This is a genomic window from Comamonas badia DSM 17552 (assembly GCF_000484635.1).
Taxonomy (GTDB): domain Bacteria; phylum Pseudomonadota; class Gammaproteobacteria; order Burkholderiales; family Burkholderiaceae_C; genus Comamonas_C; species Comamonas_C badia.
Genome location: NZ_AXVM01000002.1, coordinates 203,546 through 219,527 on the forward strand (window position 1 = coordinate 203,546; position 15,982 = coordinate 219,527).

At 65.9% G+C, this 15,982-nt stretch carries 18 protein-coding genes; 4 read left to right on the forward strand and 14 right to left on the reverse strand.

What is annotated here, in order from left to right:
* Position 1 precedes the first annotated feature (1 nt).
* The 13 genes from K320_RS0105025 to serA all read right to left on the reverse strand — a co-directional run bounded on the left by K320_RS0105025 (position 2) and on the right by serA (position 11,356).
* On the reverse strand, positions 2-319 hold the full coding sequence (locus tag K320_RS0105025; RefSeq protein WP_024537758.1) for a CcdB family protein: 318 nt from the start codon (positions 317-319) through the stop codon (positions 2-4).
* On the reverse strand, positions 320-601 hold the full coding sequence (locus tag K320_RS0105030) for a type II toxin-antitoxin system Phd/YefM family antitoxin (RefSeq protein WP_024537759.1): 282 nt from the start codon (positions 599-601) through the stop codon (positions 320-322).
* A 103-nt stretch (positions 602-704) separates the two neighbouring features.
* Positions 705-2,507 (reverse strand): aspartate--tRNA ligase, encoded by a 1,803-nt coding sequence (gene aspS / locus K320_RS0105035; protein ID WP_024537760.1) that lies wholly within the window; start codon positions 2,505-2,507, stop codon positions 705-707.
* Positions 2,508-2,547: 40 nt separating this feature from the next.
* Positions 2,548-3,177, reverse strand: coding sequence for a DUF502 domain-containing protein (locus tag K320_RS0105040; protein ID WP_024537761.1), 630 nt, complete (start codon positions 3,175-3,177; stop codon positions 2,548-2,550).
* On the reverse strand, positions 3,178-3,504 hold the full coding sequence (locus K320_RS0105045) for an FmdB family zinc ribbon protein (protein ID WP_024537762.1): 327 nt from the start codon (positions 3,502-3,504) through the stop codon (positions 3,178-3,180).
* A 76-nt stretch (positions 3,505-3,580) separates the two neighbouring features.
* On the reverse strand, positions 3,581-5,029 hold the full coding sequence (locus K320_RS0105050; RefSeq protein WP_024537763.1) for a sodium:solute symporter family protein: 1,449 nt from the start codon (positions 5,027-5,029) through the stop codon (positions 3,581-3,583).
* Between the two features lie 95 nt (positions 5,030-5,124).
* Positions 5,125-6,690: a ubiquinone biosynthesis regulatory protein kinase UbiB gene (gene ubiB, locus K320_RS0105055; RefSeq protein ID WP_024537764.1), complete on the reverse strand. Its 1,566-nt coding sequence runs from the start codon at positions 6,688-6,690 to the stop codon at positions 5,125-5,127.
* Entirely contained in the window at positions 6,687-7,229 is a 543-nt protein-coding gene (locus K320_RS0105060) for a hypothetical protein (RefSeq protein WP_024537765.1), read from the reverse strand. Before K320_RS0105060 ends, ubiB begins: the two co-directional genes overlap by 4 nt.
* A gap of 27 nt (positions 7,230-7,256) precedes the next feature.
* Positions 7,257-8,261: a Tim44 domain-containing protein gene (locus K320_RS0105065; RefSeq protein ID WP_024537766.1), complete on the reverse strand. Its 1,005-nt coding sequence runs from the start codon at positions 8,259-8,261 to the stop codon at positions 7,257-7,259.
* Positions 8,262-8,297: 36 nt separating this feature from the next.
* Positions 8,298-9,029: a bifunctional demethylmenaquinone methyltransferase/2-methoxy-6-polyprenyl-1,4-benzoquinol methylase UbiE gene (gene ubiE, locus K320_RS0105070; RefSeq protein ID WP_024537767.1), complete on the reverse strand. Its 732-nt coding sequence runs from the start codon at positions 9,027-9,029 to the stop codon at positions 8,298-8,300.
* A gap of 108 nt (positions 9,030-9,137) precedes the next feature.
* On the reverse strand, positions 9,138-9,608 hold the full coding sequence (locus K320_RS0105075; protein ID WP_024537768.1) for a gamma-butyrobetaine hydroxylase-like domain-containing protein: 471 nt from the start codon (positions 9,606-9,608) through the stop codon (positions 9,138-9,140).
* A 64-nt stretch (positions 9,609-9,672) separates the two neighbouring features.
* The gene (locus tag K320_RS0105080) at positions 9,673-10,116 is read right to left on the reverse strand and encodes an HIT family protein (RefSeq protein WP_029695825.1); all 444 of its coding nucleotides are present in this window, start codon (positions 10,114-10,116) and stop codon (positions 9,673-9,675) included.
* Between the two features lie 10 nt (positions 10,117-10,126).
* The gene (gene serA, locus K320_RS0105085; protein ID WP_024537770.1) at positions 10,127-11,356 is read right to left on the reverse strand and encodes a phosphoglycerate dehydrogenase; all 1,230 of its coding nucleotides are present in this window, start codon (positions 11,354-11,356) and stop codon (positions 10,127-10,129) included.
* Between the two features lie 160 nt (positions 11,357-11,516).
* Between serA and ugpQ the strand changes: the two genes are divergently transcribed.
* The gene (gene ugpQ / locus K320_RS0105090; protein ID WP_024537771.1) at positions 11,517-12,269 is read left to right on the forward strand and encodes a glycerophosphodiester phosphodiesterase; all 753 of its coding nucleotides are present in this window, start codon (positions 11,517-11,519) and stop codon (positions 12,267-12,269) included.
* 23 nt (positions 12,270-12,292) lie between these two features.
* Here ugpQ and K320_RS0105095 read toward each other — a convergent pair whose 3' ends face one another.
* A complete protein-coding gene (locus tag K320_RS0105095) occupies positions 12,293-12,568 on the reverse strand; it encodes a hypothetical protein (RefSeq protein ID WP_024537772.1) in 276 nt (91 codons plus the stop codon).
* A gap of 39 nt (positions 12,569-12,607) precedes the next feature.
* Between K320_RS0105095 and hemA the strand changes: the two genes are divergently transcribed.
* The 3 genes from hemA to prmC all read left to right on the forward strand — a co-directional run bounded on the left by hemA (position 12,608) and on the right by prmC (position 15,929).
* A complete protein-coding gene (gene hemA / locus K320_RS0105100; protein ID WP_024537773.1) occupies positions 12,608-13,912 on the forward strand; it encodes a glutamyl-tRNA reductase in 1,305 nt (434 codons plus the stop codon).
* A gap of 84 nt (positions 13,913-13,996) precedes the next feature.
* Positions 13,997-15,082, forward strand: a complete 1,086-nt coding sequence (gene prfA, locus K320_RS0105105) for a peptide chain release factor 1 (RefSeq protein WP_024537774.1) — start codon at positions 13,997-13,999, stop codon at positions 15,080-15,082.
* Positions 15,075-15,929 (forward strand): peptide chain release factor N(5)-glutamine methyltransferase, encoded by an 855-nt coding sequence (prmC, locus tag K320_RS0105110; protein ID WP_024537775.1) that lies wholly within the window; start codon positions 15,075-15,077, stop codon positions 15,927-15,929. Before prfA ends, prmC begins: the two co-directional genes overlap by 8 nt.
* The last annotated feature ends 53 nt before the right edge of the window (positions 15,930-15,982 follow it).

The following is a 15,982-nucleotide window of genomic DNA, read 5'->3' on the forward strand; positions in this document are numbered from 1 at the left end:
CTCAGAACCCGCTGAGCACGGTGTCCATGGCCCCCATGATCTCCGCCGAACGATGGGCCAGCGATCCGGCTGGCTTTTTCAGGAGCCGCAAGGACAAGGGCGCTGCCAGATGCGGCATGAGCACCAGCGGCTCGCCCGCCACTTCCAGGAGAGGGCACAGATTGAGCGGCAGCCGCGCCTGCCGCAACCCCACACGCGACAGCGGCATCACCAGCCGGGTGCCGAGCTGGTCGATCAGCGCGCTCTGCACATCCAGCACGTAGGGCACGAAGCGGCGCGAATCCGGCTGCGGGTTGGCATAGACATCGAACTGCGCCATTCAGGTCGGCTCCTGCCAGGCCACCAGCCCTTCGCACCACAGGCCATGCGCCTCGTGGTGCGCGTTCTGCTCGGCAATCCAGTCCTTGTACGTTTCGTTGAACTCGCGCTTGCGCTGCGCCAGGGTCTTCTTCTGCTCCAGCGCGGCCAGCTCGGCATAGCGCGCGGCCGACACGATGACGCCCGCCACGCGATCGTTCTTGAGCACATGCACGGGCTCGCGCTCGGCCTGGCCGAGGTAATAGCCAAAGCGGTTCTTGGCTTCGGTGGCGGTGACTTGCATGGCGGCTCCCGGACAGCGATTCGGATAGCCATTTTAGCCATTACAAATAAACAAGGGCGCACGAGGCGCCCCTGTTGGTGAGGGAAATCATCCGGCCGGCGGATCAGCCCGTTTTCAAAGCGTCAGGGTTGCGCAACCGGATATGCAATTCACGCAACTGCTTCTCGTCCACCGGCGACGGCGCCTGCGTCAGCAGATCCTGCGCACGCTGGGTCTTGGGGAAGGCGATCACGTCGCGGATGGATTCAGCGCCCGTCATGAGCGTGATCAGGCGATCCAGGCCGAAGGCCAGGCCGCCGTGCGGCGGCGCGCCGTACTGCAGGGCGTCGAGCAGATAGCCGAACTTGGCACGCTGGTCTTCCGGGCCGATATTGAGCGCGGCAAACACCTTGGCCTGCACGTCGGCGCGGTGGATGCGCACCGAGCCGCCGCCCAGCTCCCAGCCGTTGAGCACCATGTCGTAGGCCTTGGCGACGCAGGCGCCGGGGTCGGTGTCCATCAGGTCTTCGTGCCCGTCCTTGGGCGAGGTGAAGGGGTGGTGCACCGCCACCCAGCGGTTTTCCTCCTCGTCGCGCTCGAACATCGGGAAATCCACCACCCACAGCGGTGCCCAGCGGTTGTCGAACAAACCGTGCGTCTTGCCGAATTCGCTCAGACCCACCTTCAGGCGCAGCGCACCAATGCTGTCGTTCACGATCTTGGCCTTGTCGGCGCCGAAGAAGATCAGGTCACCATCCTGCGCGCCGGTGCGCTGGAGGATTTCCGCAATCGCCGCATCGTGGATGTTCTTGACGATGGGCGACTGCAGGCCCTCGCGTCCCTTGGCCACTTCGTTGACCTTGATCCACGCCAGGCCCTTGGCGCCGTAGATCTTGACGAAGTCGGTGTAGCCGTCGATCTCGCCGCGCGAGATGGCAGCGCCGCCGGGCACGCGCAGCGCCACCACACGGCCGCCCGGCGTGGTCGCGGGCGTGGAAAACACCTTGAAGTCCACGTCCTTCATGACGTCGGTGAGTTCGGTGAATTCCAGCTTCACGCGCAGGTCGGGCTTGTCCGAACCAAAGCGCGCCATCGCCTCCGCATAGGGCATCACCGGGAAGTCACCCAGGTCCACCTTCAGCTGCTGCTGGAACACTTCCGTGATCAGGCGCTGGAAGATGGCGCGGATTTCCTCCTCGCCCAGGAACGAAGTCTCGCAGTCGATCTGCGTGAACTCGGGCTGGCGGTCGGCGCGCAGGTCTTCGTCGCGGAAGCACTTGGTGATCTGGTAGTAGCGGTCGTAGCCGGCCACCATCAGCATCTGCTTGTAGAGCTGCGGCGACTGCGGCAGCGCGAAGAACTGGCCGTCATGCACGCGGCTGGGCACCAGGTAATCGCGCGCGCCTTCGGGCGTGCTCTTGCCGAGCATGGGGGTTTCGATGTCGATGAAACCTTCCCTGTCCAGGAAGTTGCGCACCTGCAGCGCGGTGCGGTAGCGCAGCATCATGTTGCGCTGCATCACCGGGCGGCGCAGGTCCATCACGCGGTGCGTGAGGCGCGTGGTCTCCGACAGGTTGTCGTCGTCCATCTGGAATGGCGGCGTGACCGAAGGGTTGAGCACCACCAGTTCGTGGCACAGGATTTCGATCTGGCCACTGGTGAGCTTGTCATTCGTCGTGCCCTCGGGGCGCGCGCGCACCAGGCCCTTGACCTGCAGGCAAAATTCGTTGCGTATGCCTTCGGCCACCTTGAACATCTCGGGGCGGTCGGGGTCGCAGACCACCTGCACATAGCCTTCGCGGTCGCGCAGGTCGATGAAGATCACGCCGCCATGGTCGCGGCGGCGGTTCACCCAGCCGCACAGGGTGACGGTTTGGCCCATCAGGGCTTCGGTCACGAGACCGCAGTAACTGGTACGCATGGACATGGCTGGTTCTTCCTGCGCCCTCGCAGGGCGCCACTTCGGTTCAAGGGTGCAGCTGGCTGTCGGCCTGCACCGGATCGTGGGGCGCGACGACCCCCATCGAGACAATGTACTTGAGCGCTTCGTCGATGCTCATTTCCAGCTCAATGCAGTCGCTCTTGCGCATGAGCACGAAATAGCCGCTGGTCGGGTTGGGCGTGGTCGGCACGTAGACGCTGACGAATTCATCGCGCAGGTAGCCGGCCACCTCGCCGCTGGGGCTGCCGGTGACGAAGGCCACCGTCCACATGCCGTCGCGCGGCCACTGCACCAGCACGGCGGTGCGAAAGGCGTTGCCGCTTTCGGAAAACAGCGTGTCCGACACCTGCTTGACGCTGGAATAGATGGAGCGCACCACCGGAATGCGGCTCACCAGCGCATCGCCCATGGCGACGAGCTTGCGCCCGAAGAAGTTGCTCGCGATCGCGCCGACGATCAAGAGGATGAGCAGCGTGAGCACCACGCCGAAGCCCGGGACGTGAAAACCCAGCAGCTTGTCCGGCTGCCAATCGGCCGGCAGGATTTCCAGGGTTTGATCGAGCAGCCCCACCACCCAGGACAATACCCAGGCGGTGATGATCAGCGGAACAATCACCAGCAGGCCGGCGAACAGCCACTTGCGCAAGGCAGCCATTCAAGCCTCGGAAGTGGCTTTTGCGCTTGCTGGTGCTGCGGCAGGCGCTTCTGTTTTCGTAGTATCTGGCGCCTTGGCTGCTTCGGCCGGAGCGGCGGCTGGCGTGCCGGCCGGCGTGCTTTCGGTGGCCGGGGCGCTGCTCTTGCGCCCGCTGAAATCCGTCTCGTACCAGCCCGAGCCCTTGAGCTGGAAACCCGCTGCCGTCAGCTGCTTGACGTAGGATTCCTGCCCGCATGCCGGGCAGTGCGTGAGTGGTGCATCGGACATTTTCTGCAGCACGTCCTGGGCATGGCCGCAGTGACTGCAGCGGTAGGCATAAATGGGCATTTTGGGCAGCGCGGATTTCTTGCAAAGCCCACGATTATAGGTAGCCGCTCAAGCGGCTGCGCCGCGGCACGGCGGTTCAGGCCGCCGCGGTTTCGTAATGGTGCGTGCGCCCCTTCTGGTCGGCGATGAACTGCGGCAGCAGCGAGCCGCCCAGCATGCCGGCAAACGATGCCATCAGGCCGGCAAGCTGCTGCGGAAACGCCTCGTGGAGCACCGGGCTGGCCACGAACCAGAGCCACACGCCCATGCCCATCGCCACGGCCAGCAGTGCGCCTTGCGTCGTTGCGCGCTTCCAGTAGACGCCCATCAGCAGCGGCACGAACGCACCCACCAGCGGCACCTGATAGGCGCCCGAGACCAGCTCATAGATGGAGGAACCTTCCATGGTGATGGAGTACACCAGCACGCAGAAGGTGAACACCACCACGCTCACGCGCATGGCCTTGAGTGTCTGCTGGTCGCTCATGCCGGGCTTGAGGTTGCGCAGGATGTTTTCGACAAAGGTGGTCGAAGGCGCCAGCAGCGTGGCCGATGCGGTGGACATGATGGCCGAAAGCAGCGCGCCGAAGAACGCCACCTGCAGCCCCACCGGCATGTGCGTGAGCACCAGCGTGGGCAGCACCTTCTGCGGGTCGTCCTCCAGCAGTGCCGCCGTGCCCGGCAGCACCAGCAGCGCCGCCATCACCACGAACATGGGCACGAAGGCGAAGGCGATGTAGAGCAGGCCGCCCACGATGGGGCCATTCTGGGCCGTGTTCGAACTGTTGGAGGACATGACGCGCTGGAACACGTCCTGCTGGGGAATCGACCCCAGCATCATGGTGATCGCGGCGGCAAGGAAGAAGGTCCACTCCTTGGCGCCGCCCGTGGGCAGGAAGCGCAGCTTGCCTTCGCTGGCCGCATAGGTCACGACCCGCTCGGCACCGCCGGCGATGTCGGCGGCGTACCAGGCAATCGCCAGGAGCCCGGCGACGATGACGATCATCTGCACGAAATCCGTGAGCGCCACCGACCACATGCCGCCGTACAGCGTATAGAGGAGCACCACCGCCGTGCCGATCACCATGCCCCAGGAGAGCGCTATCGCGCCCTGGCTCAGGATGTTGAACACTAGGCCCAGCGCGGTGATCTGCGCGCCCACCCAGCCCAGGTCGCTCAGGATGATGATGGTGGAGCACAGCACCTCCACCACGCGCCCGAAGCGGCGGCGGTAGTAATCGCCGATGGTGATGATGTTCATCGCATACAGCTTGCGCGCGAAGAACAGGCCCACCAGCACCAGGCACAGGCCGGCGCCGAACGGATCTTCCACCGTGCCGTGCAGCCCCTCCTTGACGAACTGCGCCGGCGCCCCCAGCACCGTCTCGGAGCCGAACCAGGTGGCGAAGGTGGTGGCGATCACCACCGCCAGCGGCAGGCTGCGCCCGGCGACGGCGTAGTCGGCGGTGTTCTTGACACGCCGCGCAGCCAGCAGGCCGATGGCGATCGAGGCCAGCAGATACAGGACGATGAAGGTCACCAGCATGGGCGGCTCTCCGGCAAACGAGGGCTGAAAACGGCGACGCGGATTATCCGGGCAAGCCGCCGAGAAACGCTTTCACCGCACGCTTCGCGCTGTATTTACAACACCCGGATGCGGATCACGAGCTGCACCACGATGAGGCCGAGCACAAAGCCCAGACCCGAATACAGCAGGCCCTGCAGGAGCCGGTTGGTGCGCTTCTGCTCCGCCAGCAGCTGGCGGATGGGCTCGGACTGTGTCTGCTGCGGCCGGCCCAGGTAGCTGTGCAGCAGGCGCGGCAATTCCGGCAGCATCTTGGCGTAGTGCGGCCCCTGGGCCTGCAGTTCGTTCCACAGGCGCTTGGGGCCGAGCTGCTCCAGCATCCACTGCTCCAGAAACGGCTTTGCGGTGCTCCACAGATCCAGGTCAGGGTCGAGCTGGCGCCCCAGACCTTCGATATTGAGCAGGGTCTTCTGCAGCAGCACGAGCTGCGGCTGAATCTCGACATGAAAGCGCCGGGAGGTCTGAAACAGGCGCAGCAGCACCATGCCCAGCGATATCTCCTTGAGCGGGCGGTCGAAGTACGGCTCGCAGACCGTGCGGATCGCGCCCTCCAGTTCGTTCACGCGCGTATCCGCCGGCACCCAGCCGCTTTCCACATGCAGCTCGGCGACGCGCTTGTAGTCGCGGCGAAAGAAGGCGGTGAAGTTCTGCGCCAGGTATTCCTTGTCCACCTCGGTGAGCGAGCCGACGATGCCGAAATCGAGCGAGATGTAGCGCCCGAAGGTTTCCGGCTGCGTGCTCACCATGATGTTGCCCGGGTGCATGTCGGCGTGGAAAAAGCCGTCGCGGAACACCTGGGTGAAAAAGATGGTGACACCATCGCGCGCCAGTTTCGGAATATCCACGCCGATGTCGCGCAGGGTATCGATCTGGCTGATTGGGACGCCCTGCATGCGCTGCATCACCATCACATCGCTGTGGCACCAGTCCCAGAACACTTCGGGTATCAGCACCAGATCAAGCCCCGCCATGTTGCGCCGCAGCTGCGCCGCGTTGGCCGCTTCGCGCACCAGGTCGAGCTCATCGTGCAGATAATTGTCGAACTCGCCCACCACCTCGCGCGGCTTGAGGCGTTTGCCATCGGCCGAGAGGCGGCTGACCCAGCCCGCCACCATGTGCATCAGCGCGAGGTCTTTCTCGATCGCCGCGAGCATGCCCGGCCGCAGCACCTTGACGGCCACTTCCCGCTCCTGGCCTTCACGGTCGCGGATGACGGCAAAGTGCACCTGGGCGATCGACGCACTGGCCACCGGCGTGCGATCGAACGAGACAAAAATCTCTTCCAGAGGCTTGCGGAAGGACCGCTCTATCGTGGCCACCGCCACCTCGGGGTCAAACGGCGGCACGCGGTCCTGCAGCAGCGCAAGTTCGTCGGCGATATCCGGCGGCATGAGGTCGCGGCGCGTGGAGAGCACCTGACCGAATTTGACGAAGATCGGCCCCAGCTCTTCCAGAGCCTCGCGCAGGCGCTGGCCGCGCGGCGCATCCAGCCGCCGCCCCAGGGTCAGCAGCCGTGTCAGCGCGCGAACCCAGGGCCGCGAAAAACCCGACAGCACCAGCCCATCGAGGCCGTGGCGCAGCGCCACCCAGCAGATGGCGATTCCGCGAAAAAATCGGCTCATGAATAAAGGTGGTCAGCCGCCCCGCGCCGGCCGGCAAAGCCGTGCAGCGCCACCAGCACACGGCGCACGCCGATGCCGATGAAGTGGGCCGGGGCATCGCCGACGATGCGCGCCAGGTCTTCCTCGATATCCCAGCGCAGGTTCTCGGCGAGCCAGTGAATGTCGCTGGCCAATTGCACATCCCCCTCAACGTGCACCTGCGGCCGATCGCCTGCCAGCGCCGAGCGCGCCAGATCGGCAGGGGAGCCCTGGAGCAGTTCGGCACGCAGGTCGGCATCCGCGTGCGCTGGCGCCACATCCAGCAAGCCCGCCGGCGTCATCTGCAGCGCCACGACAAACTGGCGCCACTGCACTCGCGCCACGCGGCCGCTGTGGCACGCAAGGCGCTCCATGGCCTGCGGCTCCTGCATCAGCACGTGGTTGAGCAACAGCACCAGGCGGTGCTGCATGCCCTGCACCAGCCATTGCGGGGCCTGCGGGGGGCCGGGCAGGCGGCTTGCGAGGTCTTGCAGAAAAGAAAAAGGGGACCGTGTTTTCATGGTCCCCGATTATTCCCTGAATGCAGCTTATTGCAGCGCCTGCAGCCCCGCGACCAGCCAGCCGCTCTTGCCGTCCTTGGGCTTGGTCATGTTCCAGACCTCGCGGAAGGGGCTGGGGCCGGCCGAGGCCTCCTCGCGGATCATGCCGGAGAACTCCACGCTGGCCATGTACTCGCCGTCGAGCTCTTCAATGCCCAGCAGCTGCGCCTCGAGCATCAGCACATCGGTCTGGTTGGGCGCAGTCGCGCCGCGCTGCTGCTCGCGCTCCTTGAGCTGCGAGCGCACCTGGTCCAGCATGCCGTCGGTCATCATGGAGCGCAGCATGTCCACGTCCGATCTGTCCCAGGCCGATTGCAGCGTGGTGAAATTGCGCTTGGCCGTCTGCAGGAAGCCTTCTATATCAAACCCTGCCGGCACGCCCCAGCCCTGGGCTCCGGCCAATGCGGATCCGATGGCCACACCTGCGCCCGCGGCCGCAGGTACGCTGTCGAAATCCACGCGCGAATCCTCCCAGGGGCGGGCGGACGCGTCATTGCCCACCTTGGCCGGGTTGTACTGGCGCGCCGCGTTCACCGGCGCCGCAGGCGTCGCGCCCGCGCCCTGGAAGGCAAAGGGCGAGGCTGCCGCCTGCGGGGATGGCTTGGGCCGCATCACCATGCGCAGCACCGCGAAGCCCACCAGCACCAGCAGCGCGATCAGCAGAAACTGGCCGAACTCGGCACCCAGGCCCAGCGAACTGGCAAGCCACGCCAGACCCAGACCTGCGGCCAGGCCGCCCAGCATCCCCGCCCACGGCTTGCGCGTTGCCGCGCCGGCGGCGTTGGCTGCGCTGGCCTGCTTGGCGGCGCTGGCGTTGTTCGCCGCATTGGGTGCCGCGCTGGGCGCTGGTGCCGGGGCACGGACGGCATCGCGTTGCGTCACATTGGCGGATTGCCGGCCGGCCGAGCGCCCGCCACCCAATCGGGCTGCCTCTGCGTCGGCGTACACCAGCGTCAGCAGCGTCACCAAAACCACAGACCACAGATTTTTCATCGCTTCCTCATTGGTTACGTTGGTTGAAACAAAACATCAGCACTTCACACCGACATGCAAGGCCACGACGCCACCCGTCATGTTGTGAAAATCCACATGCCCGAAACCCTGATGCTGCATCAGAGTCTTTAGTTCCTCCTGGCCTGGGTGCATGCGTATCGATTCGGCGAGATAGCGGTAACTGTCTGCATCGCCTGCCACCCACTCTCCCAAACGCGGCAGCACCTGAAAGGAGTACAGATCGTAGATTTTTTTGAGCGGCGCGGCCACTTTGGAAAATTCCAGCACCAGCAGGCGCCCACGGCTTTTGAGCACGCGCGCCATCTCGGCGAGGGCCTTGTCCTTGTGCGTCATGTTGCGCAGGCCAAAGGCGACGCTCACCAGATCGAAGTGGCCGTCGGGGAACGGCAGGTGCTCGGCATCGCAGACCACCGTAGGCAGCACGACGCCCTTGTTGATGAGCCTGTCGCGCCCGGTATGCAGCATGGCTTCGTTGATGTCGGTATGCACGACTTCGCCGCTGGCGCCGACTTTTTTCGAGAATGCCAGCGCCAGGTCGCCCGTGCCGCCCGCAATGTCCAGCACCCGGTCACCCTCGCGCAGATTGGCGACCATGACGGTGTACGCCTTCCAGACCCGGTGCAGACCACCGGACATCAGGTCGTTCATCAGGTCGTAGCGCGGCGCGACGGAATCGAAAACGCCGCGCACGCGCCGCGCCTTGTCGCGCTCATCCACCGTCTGAAATCCGAAATGCGTCGCTGTCATGGCGCAATCGTAGGCGAGACACCCGCGCCAGGCGGCATCACCCTCGGGTATCCCTCGGAAATCTGTCGCTATTTGGTTGAATTCAAGTTGTAACCGCCGTGCGGACCCTCAGCCACTGCAGCCGCAGCTACCATCGCCGCAGTTTTCATCGGCACCGGCATGGGCCTTCTTTTTGGTGATCGTCGTCGCGGGCTTGCCTCTCATCGCGGTATCGCGGTTCGCGCCCGCCGCCTCCAGTCGCGAGAGGTAGTCGTTCCAGAGCTCATCCTGGTCATGCCCCAGCCTGTAGAGCAGGCTCCAGGTGAACAGGCCGCTGTTGTGGCCATCCGAGAACGTCGGGCGCACGGCGTAGTTGCCCATGGGTTCGAGTTCGGTGATCGTCACCTCGCGCTTGCCGGTCTGCAGCACCTCCTGCCCCGGGCCGTGGCCGGTGACTTCCGCCGAGGGCGAATACACGCGCATCAGCTCGAACGGGATGCGGTAGCGCTCGCCGCTGGAAAACGCGACCTCCATCGTGCGCGAGGTTTCATGCAGGGTGATTGCCGTCGGAACCGGCGCGGCGGTGGTCTGTTCAGCCATGGGAATGCAAAATCAGTTCAAGTAGCAAAAAAGCCTTTTGCGCTTACGCAGCAAGCGCCAGCAGCTATGTATTTGATTGCGATCCAGCCCAGTCCGAGAGCCGGGCACGCAGGGCATCATGCACCAGCGGCTGCTGCCGCGCCAAGGCCGCAATGCGCGCAGTGTCTTGCGCGCGCCGCGGCGGCGCCCAGACGGCATCGGGAAAGTGGCTGTCCCAGTCGAAGCGGGCGATCACATGCCAGTGCAGGTGCGCCACCTGGTTGCCCAGCGCCGCGATGTTGACCTTGGTGGGTAGAAGCTGCTCGCGCAGCACCTGTTCGACCCGCGCCACCGCCTGCATGCAGTGCGCCCGTTCCGCTTCGGAGAGATCGGTGAATTCGCCCGCGTGCGCATTCCACACCACACGGTAGAACGCGGGAAAGGCGGGCTCATCGGCCTGGATCACCCGCAGCCAGGCGCCGCGCCAAACGAGCCGGCCGCCTTCCGTCTCGCAGAGCGGGCAGGCCATCGCAACCAAATCAGAACAGCACGCGGGTGCGGATGGTGCCTTGCACCTTGGCGAGCTTCTCCAGCGCCATGTCCGACGAGCGCGCATCCAGATCGACCACCACATAGCCGACGTTGTCGCGCGTCTGCAGGAACTGGGCGGAGATGTTGACCTCGCCGTCCGAGAGGATGCGGTTGATCTCCGACATCACGCCCGGCACATTGCGGTGGATGTGCAGCACGCGGTGCTTGCCGGGGTGCGCGGGCAGCGCCACTTCGGGCAAGTTGACCGAGCTGGTGGAGGTGCCGGTGTCGCTGTAGGTGATGAGCTTGTGCGCCACTTCCAGGCCGATGTTGGCCTGCGCCTCCAGCGTCGAGCCGCCGATGTGCGGCGTGAGGATGACGTTGTCGAGGCCCCGCAGCGGCGAGACGAACTCGTCCTTGGTGCTCTTGGGCTCCGCCGGAAACACGTCGATCGCCGCGCCGATGATGCGCCCGGCCCGGATGGCGTCTGCCAGCGGCTCGATGCGCACCACCGTGCCGCGCGAGGCGTTGATCAGGATGCTGTGCTCCTTCATCGCGGCAATTTCGGCCTCGCCCATCATCCACTGCGTGCTGGGCAGCTGCGGCACATGCAGCGTGACGATGTCGGATTGCGCGAGCAGCGCCTTGAGCGATTCCACCTGGCGCGCGTTGCCCAGCGGCAGCTTGGCGATCACATCATGAAAAATCACCTGCATGCCCAGGCTTTCCGCCAGCACCGACAGCTGCGAGCCGATCGCGCCATAGCCGACGATGCCCAGCGTCTTGCCGCGCGCCTCGTGCGAGTTTTCCGCCGTCTTGAGCCAGCCGCCGCGGTGCGCCGCCGCATTGCGCGCCGGAATGCCGCGCAGCAGCAAGATCGCCTCGGCCAGCACCAGCTCAGCGACCGAGCGGGTGTTGGAATACGGCGCGTTGAACACCGCGATGCCCTTCTCGCGCGCCGCGTTCAGGTCCACCTGGTTGGTGCCGATGCAGAAACATCCGATGGAGACCAGCTTGTTGGCATGCGCCAGCACCTCGGCGGTGAGCTGGGTGCGCGAGCGGATGCCGATGAAATGCACGTCGGCGATCTTGCTCAGCAGCTCCTGCCCCTCCAGCGCGCGCGGCAGCAGCTCCACGTTGGTGTAGCCGGCGGCATGCAATGCATCGACGGCGCATTGGTGGATGCCTTCCAGCAGCAGAAACTTGATCTTGTTCTTGTCGAGGGACGTTTTGGGCATGGTGCGGGTCTCGGAAAAATGAAAGCCTGCGAAACTGCAAGCCCTATGGGGGATAACCCCGATGATTGTGCACTGCACAAAACCCTGGGGCAGACAGGGTGAATTGTGCACCTGCTGCCCATCGCCCCGCTTCTAGCCACCCGGTGCCAGAATGCTCTTCATGACCATTCCTGCCCTCCCCGCCTGGCCCTATCCCTTCTGGATCGCCCACCGCGGCGCCGGCAAGCTGGCACCGGAAAACACCCTGGCAGCATTCAGGCTGGGCGCAAGCCACGGCTGGCGCATGTTCGAATGCGACGCCAAGCTCAGCCGCGATGGCGTGCTGTTTCTGCTGCACGACGATAGGCTGGAGCGCACCAGCAACGGCCAGGGGATTGCGGGCCAACAGCCCTGGGCCGCGCTCTCGCGGCTCGATGCCGGCGCCTGGCATTCGCGCCAGTACGCGGGCGAGCCGCTGCTCACGCTGGAGCGCCTGGCGCACTGGTGCCTGGCCAACCATCTGCTGCTGAACCTGGAGATCAAACCCAGCCCCGATACGGATGCCGACACCGGCCAGGCCGTCGCGCAGGCCGTGGCGCGGCTGTGGCAGGGGCAAGGCGTCGCACCGCTGCTGAGCTCGTTTTCCACCACGGCGCTGCAGGCCGCCCGCATGGCCGCCCCGGCGCTGCCGCGCGCCCTGCTGCTGGATACCCTGCCAGCCGACTGGCTGACCCAGGCGCAGGCCCTCGGCTGCATTGCGCTGGTGGCCGAGCATGCGCTCTGGACTTCCGAAACCATGGGCGCGGCCAAGGCCGCCGGTCTGCGCACCCTGAGCTACACCGTCAACGAAGCTGCCGAGGCCGACCGCCTGAGGACGCTTGGCACCGACGGCATCATCACCGACCGCGTGGATTTTTTCAGCCCCGCGGCTTGAGGATGTCCGGCATTACCCGCTGGTCAGCGCCAGGCGCGCAGCCAGAGCCAGTGCGCGCCGGCCGTGGCAAGCACCAGCACGCCATAGGTCAGCATCTGCCCATCCCTGCCCAACAGCAGCACGCCGCCCGCCAGAACGGTGCACCCCACTATGGAAAGCAGAGCTATTGGCACAGTCCAGCCATGCGCTACAGCCATTTTTCGCATGAATAATTGGCTGCCAGCCACCTGCAGCAGCGCCAGCACCAAAGCCGGCGCGATGAAATTCAGCAGGTGATTGATGGCGGTCAAAAAGCTCATGGGCGACACAATGCGGTACAAATTTTATAATCGCTCCCCATGGCAGTCTGGGCCCTGGGCATCAACCATCAAACCGCACCGCTCGATCTGCGGGGCCGCTTTGCCTTCGCGCTCGACCAGATCGCGCCCACGCTGCAGGGGCTGCGCCAGTCGTTCGGCAGCGCGGGCACCCAGCACAGTGGCGTGGAATCGGCCATCCTCTCCACCTGCAACCGCACCGAGGTCTACTGCGCCGCCGAGCATGCGGCGCTGGACCACACCCTGCAGTGGCTGGCGCAAAGCGGCGGCATCAGCGCCCAGCAGCTGCGCCCGCACGCCTACCTGCTGCAGGGCGACGGGGCGGCGCGCCACGCCTTTCGCGTCGCCAGCGGGCTCGATTCCATGGTGCTGGGCGAGGCGCAGATCCTCGGCCAGATGAAAACCGCGGTGCGCGCGGCCGAAGGCGCGGGCGCGCTGGGCAGCACGCTCAACCAGCTCTTTCAGCGCAGCTTTGCCGTGGCCAAGGAGGTGCGCACCAGCACCGACATCGGCGCGCACAGCATCAGCATGGCCGCCGCCGCCGTGCGCCTGGCGGGGCAGCTGTTCGAAGACCTGGGCCAGATCCGCGTGCTTTTCGTCGGCGCGGGCGAGATGATCGAGCTCTGCGCCACCCACTTTGCGGCCCGCAGCCCGCGCCAGATGGTGATCGCCAACCGCACGCTGGAACGCGGCGAAAAGCTCGCCACGCGCTTTGACGCCAGCGTGATGCGCCTGGCGGAGCTGCCCGAGCACCTGCACGAATTCGACGCCGTCATCAGCTGCACCGCCAGCACCCTGCCCATCATCGGCCTGGGTGCGGTGGAGCGCGCGCTGAAAAAGCGCCGCCACCGCCCCATCTTCATGGTCGATCTGGCCGTGCCGCGCGACATCGAGCCCGAAGTCAAGCAGCTGGCCGACGTCTACCTCTACACCGTCGATGACCTCGCCACCGTGGTGCAGACCGGTCAGGCCCAGCGCGAAGCCGCCGTGCAGCAGGCCGAGGCGATCATCGACGTCGGCGTGCAGAACTTCATGCACTGGATGGACCAGCGCGATCCGGCGGGCGGCGTGGTGCCGCTGATTCAGCAGCTCAACAGCCAGGCCGACGACTGGCGCGCGCAGGAAATCGCCCGCGCGAAAAAGCTGCTGGCCAAGGGGCAGGACATCGACAGCGTGCTCGAAGCCCTCTCGCGCGGCCTCACGCAGAAGATGCTGCACGGCGCCATGGCCGAGCTGCACGCGGGCGACCTTGACGCGCGCACGCAGGCCGCCGATACCGTCTCGCGCCTGTTCCTGCGTTCCGCCCGCGGCCATCGCGAGCGTTAGCGGCTTAAAGCCAAATTCGCCTCCAGCGCTTGATGCACAAGCGCTGAAAGCTACTGTATTGGTAGCGAATCCTTCATTTCCCGCATGAAACCCTTTCTCCGCCAGCAACTGCAGCGCCATGCAGAGCGTTTGAATGAACTCGATTTCCTGCTCTCGCGCGAGGACATCATGGGCGACATGGCGCAGTACCGAGTGCTCTCGCGCGAGCATGCCGAGGTCACCGCCGTCGCCAGCCGCTGGACACGCTACCAGCAGCGCGAAGCCGATCTTGAAGCCGCGCGGGCATTGCTGCAAGACCCCGACATGGCGGAGCTGGCCCAGGAGGAAATCGACGGCGCCGCCGAAGAAATCAGCCGGCTGGATGACGAGCTGCAGCGCCTGCTGCTGCCCAGGGATCCGGATGACGCACGCCATGCCTTCCTCGAAATCCGCGCCGGCACCGGTGGTGATGAATCCGCGCTGTTCGCCGCCGATCTGGCGCGCATGTACACCCGCTACGCCGCCACTGCCGGCTGGCGCGTGGAGGTGATGAGCGAACACGAGAGCGAGCTGGGCGGCTACAAGGAAGTGGTGCTGCGCATCGACGGTGAGAATGCCTTCGGCCGCCTGCGCTTTGAATCCGGTGGCCACCGCGTGCAGCGCGTGCCGGTGACCGAGACGCAAGGGCGCATCCACACCAGCGCCTGCACCGTCGCCGTGATGCCAGAGCCCGACGAGCACGAGGCCATCACGCTCAACCCGGCCGAGCTGCGCATAGACACCTTCCGCGCCAGCGGCGCCGGTGGCCAGCACATCAACAAGACCGATTCCGCCGTGCGCGTGGTGCATCTGCCCACCGGCATCGTCGCCGAATGCCAGGACGGGCGCAGCCAGCACGCCAACAAGGCCCAGGCGCTGCGCGTGCTGCAGGCGCGGCTGCAGGAAAAAGAGCGCAGCGAGCGCGCCGCAAAAGAGGCGGCCCTGCGCAAGGGCCTGATCGGCAGCGGCGACCGCTCCGACCGCATCCGCACCTACAACTTCCCGCAGGGGCGCCTGACGGACCACCGCATCAACCTCACGCTCTACAAGCTGCAGATGGTGATGGATGGCGACCTGGGCGAGGTGCTGGACGCGCTGCAGCACGCCCACGAGGCTGAATTGCTGGCAGAGCTTGAAACCGCCCATGCCTGAGGCCATCCCCCCGCGGCGGCTGGACGCCGCCCTCGCCTGGGCCCAGCAACTGCGCCTGCCGCGCCTGGAAGCGCAGATGCTGCTGCTGCACACGCTGGGCCGCGGCCCGCACGACCGCGCCTGGCTGCTGGCACACGACGGCGAGCCTCTGGCATCCGCGGCATGGACATCCTTCGAACACCTGTGCCGCCGGCGGCTGTCCGGAGAGCCCGTCGCCTACCTCATCGGCCACAAGGCCTTCTACGGACTGGACCTGTGCGTCAACGAACAGGTGCTCGACCCGCGCCCGGATACCGAAACGCTGGTGGACTGGGCGCTGGAAGTGCTGCAAGCACAGACAGCACCGCTCATCGTGGATCTGGGTACCGGCAGCGGCGCCATCGCCCTGGCCCTCAAGGCGCAGCGCCCGGACGCCAGCGTCACCGCCATCGACGCCAGCCCACAGGCCTTGGAAGTGGCGCGGCACAACGCCCGGCGATTGAACCTGCCCATCACCGTGCGCCAAGGCAACTGGCTTGCCGGCGATCATGGGCGCTTCGACCTCATCGCCGGCAACCCACCCTACATCGCCGAGGATGACCCGCACCTGGCCGCGCTGCGGCACGAGCCCCGCATGGCGCTTGCCAGCGGCGCCGATGGGCTGAACGCCATCCGCGCCATCATCGCGCAGGCTCCGGTGCATCTGCGCCCGGGCGGCTGGCTGTTGCTGGAACACGGCCATGAGCAGGCCTCTGCCGTCTGCCAGCTGTTGCAGGCGGCCGGCTTCACGCAGGTGCAAAGCCGATCGGACCTCGCCGGCCACGCGAGGTGCAGCGGAGGCTGCTGGATGGAATCCCCGGCGCTCTGAAAAGATTCTGACGTTCCATGCAAGAATGCCTGGCCCGAATCAAGAAGCGGCGG